Origin of the sequence: Paraburkholderia sp. JPY419, assembly GCF_050435705.1 — a bacterium.
Lineage (GTDB): Bacteria > Pseudomonadota > Gammaproteobacteria > Burkholderiales > Burkholderiaceae > Paraburkholderia > Paraburkholderia youngii.
The window spans coordinates 2,317,204-2,333,119 of sequence record NZ_JBNDKV010000002.1 but is presented as its reverse complement, the minus strand read 5'-3'; the positions used below and the strand labels follow the sequence as shown (position 1 = coordinate 2,333,119).

The window sequence follows — 15,916 nt, the reverse complement described above, 5'->3', positions numbered from 1 at the left end:
CGGACGGGTCCCGGGGCATGCGCGTTGCTATTCGTCACTTGATGGAGGCGCGCGTGACAGTCCCGCGCATACGAGAGACGGTCAACACGGCGCCGCGCGACGCGCAGCGCGTTGACGAGGAGACACAGGCATGGCGATGTCGAAGGGCAGGCGCTGGATCGTCGTCGTGGGCGGAACGCTATTGGCGTTGATTCTGATCTTGATCGGCGCGATGCAATTCGCGCAACAGGAAGTCAAGAATCGCGTCAGCGCGGCGCTCGGCCCGCTCGGCAGCGCCGACAGTATCGACGTCGGCCTCACTTCGGTACACCTGACCCATGTCGTGCTGAAAGCGCCGCCGGGCTGGCCGGCGGGCGAACCGCTACGCGCCGACGAAATCACGATCACCCCCAACGTGCGCGATCTGATCGCGCGGCGCATGCATATCCGCGAGGTCGTCGTGCGCGGCTTCGACATGGCCGTGTTACGCACGAAGGACGGCTCGCTGAATCTGCTGCCGAACCTGCGCGAATCGCTGAACCGCGGCGATCATCCGGGCGGCGCCGGCACGGCGGCGTCGATCCCACGCGAAAAACTGGTCGACCATATCCGCTTCGAACACGGCAACTTCCACTTCTACGACATGAGCGTCGGGCCGCCGCCGTTCAAGGTCACGGTCAGCAACGCGAACGCGAGCGTCGACAATCTGCATCTGCCGTCGCTTGCCGAGCCGACCAACGTCAGCGTTCGCGGCGCGCTGAAGGGTCCGGCGCATACCGGCACCGTGACGTTCGACGGCTGGATCAAGATCGCCAGCCGCGATTCGCAGACGACGACCACGCTGCATGGTGTCGATGTCGCGATGCTCGATCCCTATCTGCTGAAGAAGGCCGGCACGCGCGCGCAGGTGACGGGCGGTACGGTCGATCTGTCGATCGAATCGACAGTGCGCAACTATCATCTGCACGCGCCCGGCACGGTGACGGTCCACAATCTGCAACTCGCCGAAACCGACAATCCGCTCGAGACGTTCATGTCGATTCCGACCCGCGCCGCCGTCGCCGCGCTCAAGACGCATGACGGCAACATCACACTGCATTTCGTGCTCGACGGCGATCTGCGCGATCCGAAGTTCTCGGTACGCGAAGGGATCCTCAAGCGCATCGGCGAGGGGTTTGCAAAGGCGCTGGGGGTCAGCGTCGAAGGTGTTGCGAAGGGTGCGGGGGAGACCGTCAAAGGCCTCGGCAATGCGTTGAAGAATCTGCTGGGACAGTAGCGGTAGCGCTCAGCTCAAACCGGCAAGCCCAACTCGCGCAGCTTCGCTTCCGTTTGCGCGGCGCTCGTGTGATGCACGCCGTGCCAGCCGAGCGCCGTAGCAGCTTCGGCGTTTTTCGCGTTGTCGTCGATGAAGACGAGCTCGGCCGGCTCGACGCCGGGCATCTGCAGCTCGATGCGCCGGCGCATCTCGGCGAAGATCGCCGGATCGGGCTTCACGAGCTTCACGCGCCCCGACACGACGATGTCGCGAAAGCGCCGCAGCACCGGATAGTGCTCCCACGCATACGGGAAGGTCTCGGCCGACCAGTTGGTGAGCCCGAAGAGCGGCACCTCGGCCACTTCGAGCTTCTCCATCAGCGCAATGCCGTCGTCGAGCACACCCGCGACCATTTGATGCCAGCGCTCGTAGAACGCGCGGATCAGCGGTTCGTGATCGGGAAACTGCGCGATCAGCTCGTCGGTGGCTTCGACGATCGGCTGCCCGCCGTCCTGGCGGATCACCCAGTCCATCGAGCAGACGTGCGTGAGGAACCAGCGGCGCTCCGATTCGTCGGGAATCAGCTCGCGGTACAGGTACTCGGGACTCCAGTCGATCAGCACGCCGCCGAAATCGAAGACCACTGCCTTGATCGCCATGCACCACGCTCCGTTTGCAAGGTCGCCGCTACGCTCAGATCGGTTGCGTGCGCAGTTCGAGCCACGCCTTGGCGTCGCCCGATACATGCGGGGCGAGACGCGCGCGCACCGTCTCGTGATACGCGTTGAGCCACGCGCGTTCATCGTCGCGCAGCAGCGCCAGCTCGATGCAGCGCGTGTCGATCGGGCACAGCGTCAGGGTTTCGAACTTCAGGAAGTCGCCGAATTCGGTTTTTTCCGCGGCCACGTTCAGCACGAGGTTTTCGATGCGCACGCCCCACTTCCCCGGCCGATACAGACCCGGCTCGTTCGACGTGATCATGCCCTCTTCCATCGCGGTCCACGGTTCGGCCGGCGCATAGTGCGAGATCACCTGCGGGCCTTCGTGCACATTCAGGAAGTAGCCAACCCCGTGACCGGTGCCGTGGCCATAGTCCGCGCCGGCCTGCCAGATCGGCGCGCGCGCGATCGCGTCGAGCATCGGCGAGCGGATACCGCGTGGGAATTGCGCGCGTGACAGCGCGATCATGCCCTTCAGCACGACCGTGAAATCGCGGCGCTGTTCGTTGCTCGGCGTGCCGATCGGAACGACGCGCGTGATGTCGGTCGTGCCGCTCAGGTACTGGCCGCCCGAATCGATCAGCAGCAGGCCGTTGCCTTCGATCACCGCATGCGACTCCTCGGTCGCGCGATAGTGCGGCAGCATCGCGCCGTTCGCGTTGAAGCCCGCGATCGTCGCGAAGCTCAGCGACACGAAGCCGGGACGGCGCCCGCGAGCGGCAGTCAGACGCTCGTCGATCGTCAGTTCGGTGATGCGCTCGCGGCCCAGCGCGCTTTCGAACCAGGCGAAGAATTCGGCGAGGGCCGCGCCGTCCTGCTCCATCGTGTCCCGCACGTGCGCGGCATCGGCGGCGGTTTTGCACGACTTGAGGAACGTGGACGGATTGACCGCCTCGACCACCTTGACCGACGACGGCACCGCCTGCAGCGAGCCGTACGTGATGCGGCGCGGGTCGATCAGCAGCGTGCTGCCGGCTGGTAGCGCGGCGAGCGCGTCGGCGGCTTTCGCGTATGGCTCGACGCTGATGCCGTCGCGCGCGAGCACGTCGGCGAGCGCCGGCGACACTTTGCCGTCGGCGATAAAGAGGGACACGCGATCCACGCCGATCAGCGCGTGCGCGACGAACACCGGGTTGTAACTGACGTCGGCGCCGCGCAGGTTCAGCAGCCAGGCGAGGTCGTCGAGCGTCGAGATGAAGTGCCACTGCGCGCCTTTGTCGGCCATCGCGCGACGAACCTGCGCGAGCTTGTCCGCGCGCGCGACCCCCGCTTGCGGCGCGGCGTGCTCGAAGACTGCGTCGGCGGGCAACGCCGGGCGCTGCGCCCAGATCGCCTCGAACAGGTCGATGTCGGTGCGCAGTTGCACGCCGCGCGCGTTCAGCGCCGCGCTCAACGCACGCGCGGCCGAGACGCCGAGCACCGCACCATCCACCCCGACCGTGCCGCCGCTCACGACGTTCTGCGCGAGCCATTCGAAATGCGGCGTCGTGAGCTGGCCGCCGGTCATCTTCATCAGCTCGACACCGGCGCCGGCGAGCTGCGCGGTTGCCTGCTCCCAGTAGCGACTGTCGGTCCAGACGCCGGCGAAATCGGCGGTGACGATCAGCGTGCCGGCCGAGCCGGTGAAGCCCGACAGCCACTGGCGGCCTTGCCAGCGCCCTGGCAGATACTCGGACAGATGCGGATCGGCCGACGGCACGAGGTAAGCGGCGATGCCTTCGCGCGCCATCGCGGCGCGCAGGCTCGCGAGGCGCTCGGGAATGGAGGAGGTTTCGGGGAGTCGGGCGTTCATGGAGTTACCTGCAAGGATTCATCGACGGATTGACCGGCGCGAAAAAAGACCGACCGTCACGGCGACGGCGATCAGCGCGACGGCGGTGCATACCGGCCATTCGAGCATGTCGCCGTCATGGAAAAGACCCGTCACGTTGCCGGCCATGCGCGCGACGCTCGCGCCGAGCACGCCGGCCAACAGCGCGGCCCACCAGCGCGCGCGGCTCAGCCTGCGCAGCGGGTGCAACCACCAGCCCGCGAGGCCGATCACGACGCCGAGAACGAGAATGCCAGGCCACCCCATCAGGCGTGGGCTCCGGATTGGGTGCCGAAACAAGGCAAGTTCAATTTCGGATTCGTCTCATAGGACGACGGAGCCGCCAAGGCTAGCATTTTGGCCTCTTTAACTATAGAAGTTCAGCACGGCGCTTTCCGCATAGCGGTTGAGTTTAGGGGTCGGGGGGTACTTAGGCAAGTTACAAGCCTGACGAAAACACCTCACGCTCCGCTCCTTGCCAGGCTGACGCCGCGCCATGCGTATCGCACTTATCGAACCCGACCTGCAACACGCCAAGCTGGTCGACCGGCTCATTTTCGCCGGCGGCCATGTGTGCCTTCACTTCACCACCAGCGCCACCTTCCTGCAGCACGCCACCGATGAATTTTTCGATCTGCTGATCACCGAAAGCTGGGCCGGCGACCATTGCGCCGAAGACGTGATCCCGCGCGCGCGCTCAATTCTGCCAGGTCTGCCCATCATGATGCTGATTGCGGCACCGAGCGAATGCCAGATCGTCGCCGCGCTGCACGCGGGCGCCGACGACTGCCTCAGCAAACCGGTGCGCGGCCCCGAAATGCTTGCGCGAGTCGAGGCGCTGCAGCGCCGCGCGGGCCTGCGGCGGCCACCCAAACGTCGGCGCGACGTGATCGGCGGTTATACCTTCGACGCGGCGAATTGCGCCGTGACCTTCCGTGAGCTGACCGTCATCCTGACGCCAAAGGAATTCCGCCTCGCGCTGCTGCTGTTCAACAATCTGGCGCGACCGGTGTCGCGCGCGCATATTCTCGAAACCGTGTGGTCGCGCCGGCGCGACGTAAAGTCGCGCACCATCGACACTCACGCGTCGCGCGTGCGCGGCAAGCTGCAACTGCGTCCGGAACTTGGCTACGCGCTGACGCCGGTCTATGGTTACGGTTACCAGCTCGACGCGATTCCGCCGGAGACTCAGACAGGCGAGAGCTGACGCATGCTGGGTATGCGGCGTGCAGGATGTGAGAATCGTGAAAACGCTATAATATAAGGCTGAACGATAGCTCCCCCAAATGCAGCTTCTAACGATCGGAATCAACCATCACACTGCGCCTGTCGCCTTGCGCGAACGCGTGGCGTTTCCGCTCGAACAGATCAAGCCCGCTCTGGATACGTTCAAAGGCATCTGGCTGGGCCGCATGGCCCCGAATGCGCCGGAAGCGGCAATTCTTTCCACCTGCAACCGCACTGAACTCTACTGCGCGACCGACGACCTCGCCGCACGCGAAGCCTCGGTACAGTGGCTGTCGAAGTACCACAATCTCCCCATCGATGAACTCGCGCCGCACGTCTACGCGCTGCCGCAGTCCGAAGCCGTGCGGCATGCGTTCCGCGTCGCGTCGGGGCTCGATTCGATGGTGCTCGGCGAGACGCAGATCGTCGGGCAAATGAAGGACGCGGTCCGCACCGCCTCCGAAGCCGGCGCACTCGGCACCTACCTGAATCAGTTGTTCCAGCGCACCTTCGCCGTCGCAAAGGAAGTGCGCAGCACCACTGAAATCGGCGCGCAGTCGGTATCGATGGCCGCCGCCGCAGTACGCCTCGCCCAACGCATTTTCGACAAGATCGCGAACCAGCGCGTGCTGTTCATCGGTGCGGGCGAAATGATCGAGCTCTGCGCGACGCATTTCGCCGCGCAGCATCCGCGTGAACTCGTCGTCGCGAACCGCACGGCTGAGCGCGGCATGCGGCTCGCCGAGCGCTTCAACGGCCGCGCCATTCCGCTCTCCGAGTTGCCCTCCCGGATGCACGAGTTCGACATCATCGTGTCGTGCACGGCGTCCACGCTGCCGATCATCGGTCTCGGCGCGGTCGAGCGCGCGGTCAAGGCGCGCCGTCACCGGCCGATTTTCATGGTCGACCTCGCGGTGCCGCGCGACATCGAACCCGAAGCCGGCCAGCTCGAAGACGTGTTCCTGTACACCGTCGACGACCTCGGCGCGATCGTCCGCGAAGGCAATGCGTCGCGCCAGTCTGCGGTCGCGCAGGCCGAAGCGATCATCGAAACGCGCGTGCAGAACTTCATGCAGTGGCTCGACGCGCGCAGCATCGTGCCCGTGATCCGCCACATGCACACGCAGGCCGACACGCTGCGCCGCGCGGAAGTCGAACGCGCACAGAAAATGCTCGCGCGCGGCGACGACCCGGCTGCAGTGCTCGAAGCACTGTCGCAGTCGCTCACCAACAAGCTGATCCATGGTCCTACTCACGCGTTGAACCGCGCGAGCAGCGACAACCGTGACAAGCTGATCGAGCTGATGAGCGGCTTCTACAAACACCCCGGCTCTTCCGAGCGTTAGCGGCGCAATGCTCGCCGCACCCCGCGCGCCACCGCCGTGGCTCGCGAAGTGCTTCCGCCCCGGGCATTCGCCCGTTCCCCTGGCCGCATCCTTTCCGGAGTCCGCTCCGCTACCCGCCCGATGAAAACGAGCATGCAACGCAAGCTCGACCAGCTGACCACCCGGCTGGCCGAACTGAACGACCTGTTGAGCCGCGAGGACATCACCGCCAACCTCGACCAATACCGCAAGCTCACGCGCGAACACGCGGAGCTCGGCCCGGTCGTCGAGCATTACGGGCTATGGCGCCAGGCGCAGAACGACGCGGCCACCGCGCAGGAATTGCTCGCCGACGCGTCGATGCGCGATTTCGCCGAAGAGGAAATCCGCGCGGCGCGCGATCGTATGGAGACGCTCGGCGTCGAACTTCAGAAAATGCTGCTGCCGAAGGACCCCAACGACGAGCGCAACATCTTCCTCGAAATCCGAGCCGGCACCGGCGGCGACGAATCCGCGCTGTTCGCTGGCGATCTGCTGCGCATGTATCTGCGCTATGCCGAGCGCAATCGCTGGCAGGTCGAGATGATGTCGGCGAGCGAATCGGATCTCGGCGGCTATCGCGAAGTCATCGTGCGAATTGCCGGCGATGCCGCGTATTCGAAGCTGAAATTCGAATCCGGCGGGCATCGCGTGCAGCGCGTGCCGGCCACCGAAACGCAAGGCCGCATCCATACTTCGGCCTGCACGGTCGCGGTGATGCCGGAAGCGGACGAGATCGGCGAGGTCGAGATCAATCCGGCCGATCTGCGTATCGACACGTTCCGCGCGTCGGGCGCGGGCGGCCAGCACATCAACAAGACCGACTCGGCAGTGCGCGTCACGCACTTGCCGACCGGCATCGTCGTCGAATGTCAGGACGACCGTTCGCAGCACAAGAACAAAGACCGCGCGCTGAAAGTGCTCGCAGCGCGCATCAAGGATAAGCAAACGCACGAGCAGCAGACGAAGGAAGCGGCGACGCGTAAGAACCTGATCGGCTCGGGCGACCGCTCGGAGCGCATCCGCACCTACAACTTCCCGCAGGGGCGCCTCACCGATCACCGCATCAACCTGACGCTGTATCGCCTCGACGCGATCATGGACGGCGATCTCGAAGAACTGATCGCGGCGCTCGTCAGCGAGCATCAGGCCGAGCTGCTGGCCTCGCTCGGCGACGCGGACTGACGCCCCGCCAATGACCGACGCTTCCCCAATCCCGCTAGACCCCGCCGCTCCGCCCGCGACGGCCGACGCGCTATTGCGCGCATCGCCATTGCCGCCGCTCGAAGCGCGGATTCTGCTCACCCATGTTCTCGGCTGGCGGCGCACGCAGCTGATCACGCGCGGCGAGGAGCCGCTCGAGCGGGCGAGCGTCGAGCGTTATCGCGCGCTGGAGGCGCGGCGCATGGCCGGCGAGCCGGTCGCGCACCTCGTCGGCGCGCGCGAGTTCTTCGGGCTCGAATTCGAAGTCACGCCGCACGTGCTGATTCCGCGTCCCGAAACCGAGCTGCTGGTGGAGACCGCTCTCGCGGCGATCGAGACCCGGCCGCGCCCACGTGTGCTCGATCTCGGTACCGGAACCGGCGCAATCGCGGTGGCGATCGCGTCGATGCGGCCCGACGCCCAGGTCTGGGCACTCGACCGCTCGGCCGACGCGCTCGCCGTCGCCGCGCGCAACGGCGCGCGCCTGCTCGACGCGAAGCGTCCCGGCGGCGCCGTGACGTTCCTGCACAGCGACTGGTACGCCTCGCTCGACGCCGCGCCGCGCTTCGACGCGATCGTCAGCAATCCACCGTATATCGCGAGCGGCGACCCGCATCTGACCGAAGGCGATCTGCGCTTTGAGCCGCGCGGCGCGCTCACCGACGAGGCCGACGGCCTCAGCGCGATCCGCGCGATCGTCGCCGGTGCCCCCGAGCGTCTCGCCGCCGATGGCGCGCTTTGGATCGAACATGGCTACGACCAGGCGGAAGCCGTGCGCGCGTTGCTGAGCGCGGGCGGTTTTGCCGAGGTCCGCTCGGAGCGCGATCTCGCCGGTATCGAGCGCATCAGCGGGGGCGTGTTGCGCGCCGCGGCGGCGTGAGGGCGGTCGCCGAGGCTAAAACCCCAAGCACGACGCGGCTGCGGCCGCCCGTAGCGAAATCCGCTATCATTTCAGCCTATTCCCATCCTTTATCGGAACCGCAAGGTCAGTCATGGATACGCAACAACGCATCAAGCAAATCGTCGACGGCAACAACGTCGTTCTCTTCATGAAGGGCACGGCCCAGTTCCCGATGTGCGGTTTTTCCGGCCGCGCCATCCAGATCCTGAAAGCGTGCGGCGTCGGTGAAATCAAAACCGTCAACGTGCTCGAAGACGACGAAATCCGTCAGGGCATCAAGGTGTTCTCGAACTGGCCGACCATTCCGCAGCTGTATGTGAAGGGCGAATTCATCGGCGGCTCGGACATCATGATGGAGATGTACGAATCGGGCGAACTGCAGCAGCTGTTCGCCGCGGCCTGAGCGCTCTGCGCTCCGTTCGCTTTATCAGGCGCCGCAAGCCATGCAGCAAGCACGCACCGCGGCGCCCCGCCGGCTGATCGTCGCGATCACCGGCGCCACCGGCGCCATCTACGGCATCAGGTTGCTCGAGACGCTGCGGCGGCTCGGCGGTGTCGAGAGCCACCTGCTGATTTCGAGCGCGGGTTGGCTCAACATCCAGCATGAACTCCAGTTGGGCAAAGAAGACGTGCATCCGCTCGCGGATGTCGTCCATTCGGTGCGCGACGTCGGCGCGAGCATCGCGTCCGGCTCGTTCGCGACTGACGGCATGATCATCGCGCCCTGCTCGATGAAAACGCTCGCGAGCATCGCGCACGGTTTCGCCGACAACCTGATCACCCGCGCCGCCGATGTGACACTGAAGGAGCGTCGCCGCCTCGTGCTGCTGGTGCGCGAAACGCCGTTTAACCTCGCGCATCTGCGCAATATGACTGCCGTCACCGAGATGGGCGGCGTGATCTTCCCACCTCTGCCCGCGTTCTATAACCAGCCTGCTTCGATCGACGAGATGGTCGACCATACGGTCGCACGCGTGCTCGATCTGTTTGCGCTTGGACCGGCGTTGTCGCCGGCATGGCAAGGACTGCGGGACGCGCAGGATTAGCAGCGGCAACGCGAATTAACAACATTCGCGACACAATCAATTCCCTGCGCGCCCATTTATCAAGCTGGCGTGCGGACCTATATTGGTAGCAACCCAATTTCTCAGTGCCGTGCTGTCACGGCCGCGTTGCTGTCATGAACCGCTTACCTTCGCTTTTCCTGTCCCACGGCTCGCCCACGTTGCCGATCGATCCTTCGATGCCGTCCGCCGAGTTCGGCGCGCTCGGCACGCAATTGCCGCGTCCCGAGGCGATTCTGATGTTGTCGGCGCACTGGGGCACCGCCCAGCCACTCGCCAGCATCGCGACGGCGCCTGAAACCATCCACGATTTTTATGGCTTTCCGCGTCAGCTCTACGAAATCCAATACCCGGCACCGGGCGCACCCGATGTCGCGCGCAGCGCCGCCGCGCTGCTTGGCGCGAGCGGCATCGTCGCGGACGTGCAGCCGCACGGGCTCGACCACGGCGCATGGGTGCCGATGCTGCTGATGTTCCCGCAAGCGGACGTGCCGGTCGCGCAACTGTCGATCCAGCCGCACAAGGACGCCGCGCATCATTTCCGCGTCGGCCGGGCGCTGCGCGCGCTGAAAGACGAAGGCGTGATGGTGGTCGGCTCCGGTCAGATCACCCATAACCTGCGCGCCGCCGATTTCTCCGCTCGCCCGGAAGACGCCGATCCGCGCGTGAGCGAATTCACCGACTGGTTCGAAGACAAGCTCGTCGCGCGCGATATCGACGCGCTGCTCGACTATCGCCGCCAGGCGCCGCACGCGGTGCTGATGCATCCGACCGACGAGCATCTGTTGCCGGTGTTCGCCGCCCTCGGCGCCGCCGACGACGACTATTCGCTTGCGATCCAGTCGCTCGGCACCTACCAGCGTTCGCTCGCAATGACCAACTACGTGTTCGGCACCGCCACCGCCTGATCCGCCGCGGAACCAGCCAGCCACAACGACCAACGAAAAAGCCCGCCTGATCATCGATCAGGCGGGCTTTTTATCTACCGCGAAGGACCCGCTTCGAGCGGCCCCTTCGGCTGCGGCGAACGCTCAGTGCGCGCCGATACCTTCGAGCACTTCGTCGTGCACGAGCCGCTCGTCCAGATACTCCGAACGGTAGCCGCTGTTCACGCCCCAGAAGTAGAACACCAACGAGAAGGCGATCACGACGAGCATGTCCCAGCCGTACGGCAGGATGCCGAAGCCGCCGAACTCCTTGCTGCCGATCAGCGATAGGATCGCCATGATCGGAAGATACGCGACCAGCCACCAGGCTGCCTTCAGGTCACGCCCCCAGCCCTCGAAGCCCTGCTGGGCCTGGAAATAAAAGTACACCGGCAGCGCGACGACCATCAGCAGAATGATTTCGCCGGTCAGCGGCCACTTCGCCCAGTACAGGATCAGCGACGCGCAGACAAACGCGAACGGCGCAATCACCTTCATGCCGGCGATGTGCAGCGGACGCTCGAGATCGGTTGCCGCGCGGCGCAGCGCCATCAGGCTGATCGGGCCGGTCAGGTACGAGATCACCGTCGCGACCGAGATCACCGCCGCGAGCGAGCTCCAGCCGCGGAAGAAGAACAGGAAGATGAACGACACGAACAGGTTGAACCACATCGCCTGACGCGGCACGCCGTAGAACGGATGCACCTGGCCGAAAATTTTCGGCATCGTGTTGTTGCGCTCCATCGCGTAGATCATCCGCGTCGTGGTCGCCATATAGGTCGTACCGGTGCCGCTCGGGCTCACGAACGCGTCGACGTACAGCAGGAACGCCAGCCAGTTCAGGTTCAGCGCAATCGCCAGTTCCGCGAACGGCGAAGCGAAGTTGAAGTGGCTCCAGCCCTTCACCACGTCGGCCGGATTAACGGCGCCGATGTACGCGATCTGCAGCAACACGTAGATCACGAGCGCGAGCAGGATCGAGCCGATCACCGCGAACGGCACGCTCCTGGCCGGATTGCGCGCTTCACCGGCCAGGTTGACCGGGCTCTGGAAACCGTTGAACGCGAACACGATCCCGCTCGTCGCGACCGCAGTCAGCACCGCCGACCAGCCGTACGGCGCGAACGTGCTCGTCTGGCCGAAGTTCTCGGTGTGGACGCCGGTCATCATCAGACCGACGATCGTCGCGCCCGGAATCAGGAACTTGAAGATCGTTATCGCCGAATTGGCGCGCGCGAACAGCTTGACGCCCCAGTAGTTGAGCAGGAAGTAGATGATCACGAGGCCGGCGGACAACAACAGACCGTTGGTGGTCAATGATCCGTCGACGAAGAGCGCATGCGCCCAAGGATAGGGCCACGTACTCATGTATTGAATCGATGCTTCGGCTTCGATCGGGATCACCGACACGATCGCGATCCAGTTGGCCCACGCGCTGATGAAACCGACCAGCGCGCCGTGCGAGTAGCGCGCATAGCGCACCATCCCGCCGGATTCCGGAAACATCGCCCCGAGTTCCGCGTAGGTCAGTGCAATCGCGAGAATCACGACCGCGCCGATGATCCATGCGCAAATTGCAGCGGGACCGGCAATCTTTGCAGCCTTCCACGCGCCGAACAGCCAGCCGGACCCGATGATGGAACCGAGACCGGTCAGCATCAGCGCGAACGGCCCGATGTTCCGTTGTATAGAACTTTTCACGTCTTCTCCTAAATCAGAACCATGTCGGCACCGCGCGACATCGCTTGTGGCGGTGGCAACGGGGTGACGCGCATGCAAGCGCGTCCAGATGCGGAACAGGTGCAACCGACGCGCGGCGCGTAGTTTAACGGTTGCACCGGGTTGCTGCAGTGGAAGCGCCGGCCGACTAAGGGTTCTCCCTAGCAAAAATTCAGCCCCATGCGCAAGCTTTGTAAGAAAGCTTTGCAACAATCCAGCAAAGTTTCGTGCAGACTGTTGACCTTCGTCCGAATTCGCCGTATAACGTTCCAGCAGGATTTCAAGTGGCGAGTGAAGTGGTTCTTTCGTAGTTCGCCCATCAACGGTACTCCGGTTGGTCCCATTACCCCCTTCCTTGATTTTCATGCACCCCGGGCTTCGGCCTTATTCACCATTTTTAGGAAAAAGTAATATGGAAACCGGTACCGTCAAGTGGTTCAACGACGCTAAGGGCTTTGGCTTCATCACTCCGGACGGCGGCGGTGAAGATCTGTTCGCGCATTTCTCGGAAATTCGCGTCGACGGCTTCAAGACGCTGCAAGAAAACCAGAAGGTCACGTTTGAAGTGAAGACGGGCCCGAAGGGCAAGCAAGCGGCTAACATCAAGCCGGTGTAAGCTTCTAGCTTCCTTCTGGACGCAAAAAACCCCGCCTTGGCGGGGTTTTTTTATTTATCGGCGGCGAATCGAAATCAATGGATTAAATTTGCCGCATTCGCAATTCGCGGCGGATTATTTTTCCGATTATTCGCGATTATCCGAACACGCGTCGGGCGTGAATACCGAGGCCGGTCGCCACGCTCGCAAGACGATCGCCGAACACCGCTTTCGCGTCCGGAAACGCCGCCGCCAGCGCGCCCGACAGAAACGCGAGGCCGGTCGAGCCGCCGGTGAAATAAATCGCGTCGAGCTCGCGCGGTGCGACACCCGCCGCCTGCACCGTATCGCGCGCAGCCTGCACGATGCGTCGCGTTTCATCCTCGCCGGCTTTGACGAGTTGCGCTTCGTCGAAGGCGAGGCGCAGATCCTCTTCCACTTGCTCGAGATCGATCACGGTCTCGCCGCCCGCTGCAACGCCGATCTTCGCCTCTTCCGCGTGCGCCGCGAGCGCGTGCCCCAAACGCTGTTCGACCACGCGCATCAGCCGGTCGTGGTGCTTCGTCTCGATGAAAAGGTGCCGCATCAGCGCAAGTTCGCTGACGCGCTTAGGCGTGTAGACGGTGTTGATCAGATGCCAGGTCGCGAGATCGAAATAAATCCGGTTCGGGATTTCGCGCCCTTGCGGATCGAGCGATTGATAACCGAGTTCGCGCAGGATCGTCACGAGTTCGACCCGGCGGTCGAAGTCCGTGCCCGCGACGTGCACACCGTGATGCGCGAGCACGTCGTCCTTGCGCTCGACGCGCTTCATCCGCTCCGGCCCCACTCGCACGAGCGAAAAGTCCGACGTACCGCCGCCGATGTCCGCCACAAGCACGAGCCCTTCGGCGCTCAGGTGCGATTCATAATCGAACGCAGCTGCGATCGGTTCATACTGAAAGTGGATGTCGCGCAAGCCGACCGTGCGCGCAGCGGCTTCGAGCTGTTGCTGCGCCATCTGGTCGGCGCGCGGATCGTCGTCGACGAAGAACACCGGGCGGCCCAGCACCGCGCGGTCGATCGCGCCGCCGGCGCTCGCTTCGGCCGCTCGCTTCAGATGGGTCAGGAACGTCGCGATCACGTCGGTGTACTTGATCGCGCTGCCATCGCCGAGATCGGTCGTATTTTCGGCGAGCGGCGAGCCGAGAATGCTTTTCATCGAGCGCATCAGCCGGCCGTCGAAACCGTCGATGTAGGCGGCAAGCGCCGCGCGCCCGAATTCAGTGGTGTTTTCGTCGGTATTGAAGAAGACCGCGGTGGGCAGCGTCGTGTACGCGCCTTCGACCGGCGCCAGCTTTAGCTGCGGGCCGCTCGGAATCGCAACGGCCGAATTGGAAGTACCGAAGTCAATCGCGCAATAGTTCATGGCAGGAATGGCCGCTCACGGCTGGCGCGCACAGAAAGGGGAGCGGCTTTGTATCACGAAAACTCCGGCAGCATCAACTGAAGCTGACGGGACCGCGGAAAGATCGAGTGAAATCCTGGCGCGGAACGGATCTTGCTGCATCCGACCGGATACGCCGCTCCATTTCGCCATCGAGGAGACTTCGCGTCATGAGCGTGCCGCCCACCGCCGCCGTCGATGACCACCACGCCATGCTGATCGAAACCGACCTGCCGTCGCGGCTAGACCGCCTGCCGTGGGGCCGCTTTCACACGCTGATCGTAGTCGCGCTCGGTGTGACGTGGTTGCTCGACGGGCTCGAAGTGACGCTTGCCGGCGCGGTCGCGAGCGCGCTGAAAACCAGCCCGGCGCTGCGCTTTTCGAATGCCGACGTCGGCCTCGCCGGCAGCGCGTACATTGCAGGCGCGGTGCTCGGCGCGCTCGGTTTCGGCTGGCTGACCGACCGACTCGGCCGCCGCAAGCTCTTTTTCATCACGCTGACGCTTTATCTGGCCGCGACCGCGGCGACCGCGCTGTCGTGGAATCTGATGAGCTTCATGCTGTTCCGTTTCCTGACCGGTGCGGGTATCGGCGGCGAATACACGGCGATCAACTCGACGATCCAGGAATTCACGCCGGCACGCGTGCGCGGCTGGACCGACCTCGGTATCAACGGCACGTTCTGGGTTGGCGCGGGGCTCGGCGCCGCGGGCTCGCTGGTGCTGCTCGACCCGCATCTGCTGCCTTCCGACTGGGGCTGGCGCGCGTGCTTTTTCATCGGCGCGGTGCTCGCGCTCGGGATTCTGCCGATGCGCATCTGGATACCTGAAAGCCCGCGCTGGCTGCTCACGCACGGTGACGAGCGCGATGCACGGACGATCGTCGAGGGCATCGAAACGCGTTTTCGCGACGACGGCCACACGCTCGCCGACGACGCCCTCACGCGGCTGCGCCTGCGCGCTCGCGACCATACGCCGTTGCGCGAGGTGTTCCATACGCTGTTCAACTTGCACCGGCGCCGCTCGCTGGTCGGTCTCACGTTGATGACCGCGCAGGCATTCTTTTACAACGCGATCTTTTTCACCTACGCGCTGGTCCTCACCGACTTCTATCACGTGCCGGGCGGCGACATCGGCTGGTATCTGCTGCCTTTCGCGCTCGGCAATTTCCTGGGGCCGCTCGTGCTCGGGCGGCTATTCGACGTGATCGGCCGACGCAAGATGATCGCCGCGACGTACGCGATGTCGGCGATCCTGCTGACGCTGTCGGGTTATCTGTTCGAGCAGCAACTACTGACCGTCGTCACGCAGACGGTCGCCTGGATGGTGATTTTCTTCTTCGCGTCGGCGGCCGCGAGTTCCGCGTATCTGACCGTCAGCGAATCGTTTCCGCTGGAAATCCGCGCGCTCGCGATTGCCGTTTTCTATGCATTCGGCACCGCGCTCGGCGGCATCATCGGGCCAGCGTTTTTCGGTCGGCTGATCGACACGCATCAGCGCAGCGAAGTGTTTTCGGGCTATCTGGTGGGCTCGGGGTTGATGCTCGCGGCGGCGCTCGTCGCGGCGATCTGGGGTGTCGACGCGGAGCGCAAGTCGCTCGAGCATGTGGCGGCGCCGCTGTCGAGCGTGACGGATGAAGAGTATGGCGTGCACCGCGCCGATGAAAAACGCGCGGACCGTGCCGCGCGTACCTGACTGCCTGGCGAAGTCACGCGGCAAGCGCCGCGAG

15 protein-coding genes are annotated in these 15,916 nt (G+C 64.5%); 10 read left to right on the top strand and 5 right to left on the bottom strand.

Annotated features, from left to right (window positions below):
- The first annotated feature begins 130 nt into the window (after positions 1-130).
- Positions 131-1,255, top strand: a complete 1,125-nt coding sequence (locus QFZ91_RS16850; RefSeq protein WP_429567853.1) for a DUF748 domain-containing protein — start codon at positions 131-133, stop codon at positions 1,253-1,255.
- A gap of 14 nt (positions 1,256-1,269) precedes the next feature.
- Here the strand turns inward: QFZ91_RS16850 and QFZ91_RS16845 are convergent, their stop codons facing one another.
- Genes QFZ91_RS16845 through QFZ91_RS16835 form a run of 3 tightly spaced genes read right to left on the bottom strand, consistent with a single transcriptional unit; the run spans position 1,270 to position 4,030 of the window.
- Positions 1,270-1,893 (bottom strand): HAD family hydrolase, encoded by a 624-nt coding sequence (locus tag QFZ91_RS16845; RefSeq protein WP_176381152.1) that lies wholly within the window; start codon positions 1,891-1,893, stop codon positions 1,270-1,272.
- Between the two features lie 34 nt (positions 1,894-1,927).
- The gene (locus QFZ91_RS16840; RefSeq protein WP_429567852.1) at positions 1,928-3,745 is read right to left on the bottom strand and encodes an aminopeptidase P family protein; all 1,818 of its coding nucleotides are present in this window, start codon (positions 3,743-3,745) and stop codon (positions 1,928-1,930) included.
- A gap of 18 nt (positions 3,746-3,763) precedes the next feature.
- Positions 3,764-4,030: a hypothetical protein gene (locus QFZ91_RS16835; protein ID WP_176381150.1), complete on the bottom strand. Its 267-nt coding sequence runs from the start codon at positions 4,028-4,030 to the stop codon at positions 3,764-3,766.
- Between the two features lie 229 nt (positions 4,031-4,259).
- Between QFZ91_RS16835 and QFZ91_RS16830 the strand changes: the two genes are divergently transcribed.
- From QFZ91_RS16830 to QFZ91_RS16800, 7 genes are all read left to right on the top strand, one after another.
- Positions 4,260-4,970: a response regulator transcription factor gene (locus tag QFZ91_RS16830; protein WP_429567851.1), complete on the top strand. Its 711-nt coding sequence runs from the start codon at positions 4,260-4,262 to the stop codon at positions 4,968-4,970.
- Between the two features lie 79 nt (positions 4,971-5,049).
- Complete coding sequence (hemA, locus tag QFZ91_RS16825) at positions 5,050-6,336, top strand: glutamyl-tRNA reductase (RefSeq protein WP_429567850.1); 1,287 nt, start codon at positions 5,050-5,052, stop codon at positions 6,334-6,336.
- 120 nt (positions 6,337-6,456) lie between these two features.
- Positions 6,457-7,539: a peptide chain release factor 1 gene (gene prfA / locus QFZ91_RS16820; RefSeq protein WP_013090660.1), complete on the top strand. Its 1,083-nt coding sequence runs from the start codon at positions 6,457-6,459 to the stop codon at positions 7,537-7,539.
- A gap of 10 nt (positions 7,540-7,549) precedes the next feature.
- Positions 7,550-8,437 (top strand): peptide chain release factor N(5)-glutamine methyltransferase, encoded by an 888-nt coding sequence (gene prmC / locus QFZ91_RS16815; protein ID WP_429567849.1) that lies wholly within the window; start codon positions 7,550-7,552, stop codon positions 8,435-8,437.
- Between the two features lie 112 nt (positions 8,438-8,549).
- Complete coding sequence (grxD, locus tag QFZ91_RS16810; protein ID WP_008918687.1) at positions 8,550-8,861, top strand: Grx4 family monothiol glutaredoxin; 312 nt, start codon at positions 8,550-8,552, stop codon at positions 8,859-8,861.
- Between the two features lie 40 nt (positions 8,862-8,901).
- A complete protein-coding gene (locus tag QFZ91_RS16805; RefSeq protein ID WP_429567848.1) occupies positions 8,902-9,504 on the top strand; it encodes a UbiX family flavin prenyltransferase in 603 nt (200 codons plus the stop codon).
- Positions 9,505-9,638: 134 nt separating this feature from the next.
- Positions 9,639-10,430: a DODA-type extradiol aromatic ring-opening family dioxygenase gene (locus QFZ91_RS16800; protein ID WP_176124301.1), complete on the top strand. Its 792-nt coding sequence runs from the start codon at positions 9,639-9,641 to the stop codon at positions 10,428-10,430.
- 123 nt (positions 10,431-10,553) lie between these two features.
- Here the strand turns inward: QFZ91_RS16800 and QFZ91_RS16795 are convergent, their stop codons facing one another.
- Entirely contained in the window at positions 10,554-12,149 is a 1,596-nt protein-coding gene (locus QFZ91_RS16795) for an APC family permease (protein ID WP_429567847.1), read from the bottom strand.
- Between the two features lie 430 nt (positions 12,150-12,579).
- On the opposite strand from QFZ91_RS16795, the gene QFZ91_RS16790 reads away from it, so the two are divergent.
- Positions 12,580-12,783: a cold-shock protein gene (locus QFZ91_RS16790; RefSeq protein WP_013090665.1), complete on the top strand. Its 204-nt coding sequence runs from the start codon at positions 12,580-12,582 to the stop codon at positions 12,781-12,783.
- A 136-nt stretch (positions 12,784-12,919) separates the two neighbouring features.
- Here QFZ91_RS16790 and QFZ91_RS16785 read toward each other — a convergent pair whose 3' ends face one another.
- Positions 12,920-14,170: an Hsp70 family protein gene (locus tag QFZ91_RS16785; protein ID WP_368717222.1), complete on the bottom strand. Its 1,251-nt coding sequence runs from the start codon at positions 14,168-14,170 to the stop codon at positions 12,920-12,922.
- Between the two features lie 188 nt (positions 14,171-14,358).
- On the opposite strand from QFZ91_RS16785, the gene QFZ91_RS16780 reads away from it, so the two are divergent.
- Complete coding sequence (locus QFZ91_RS16780) at positions 14,359-15,882, top strand: MFS transporter (RefSeq protein WP_429567846.1); 1,524 nt, start codon at positions 14,359-14,361, stop codon at positions 15,880-15,882.
- Positions 15,883-15,916: the final 34 nt, after the last annotated feature.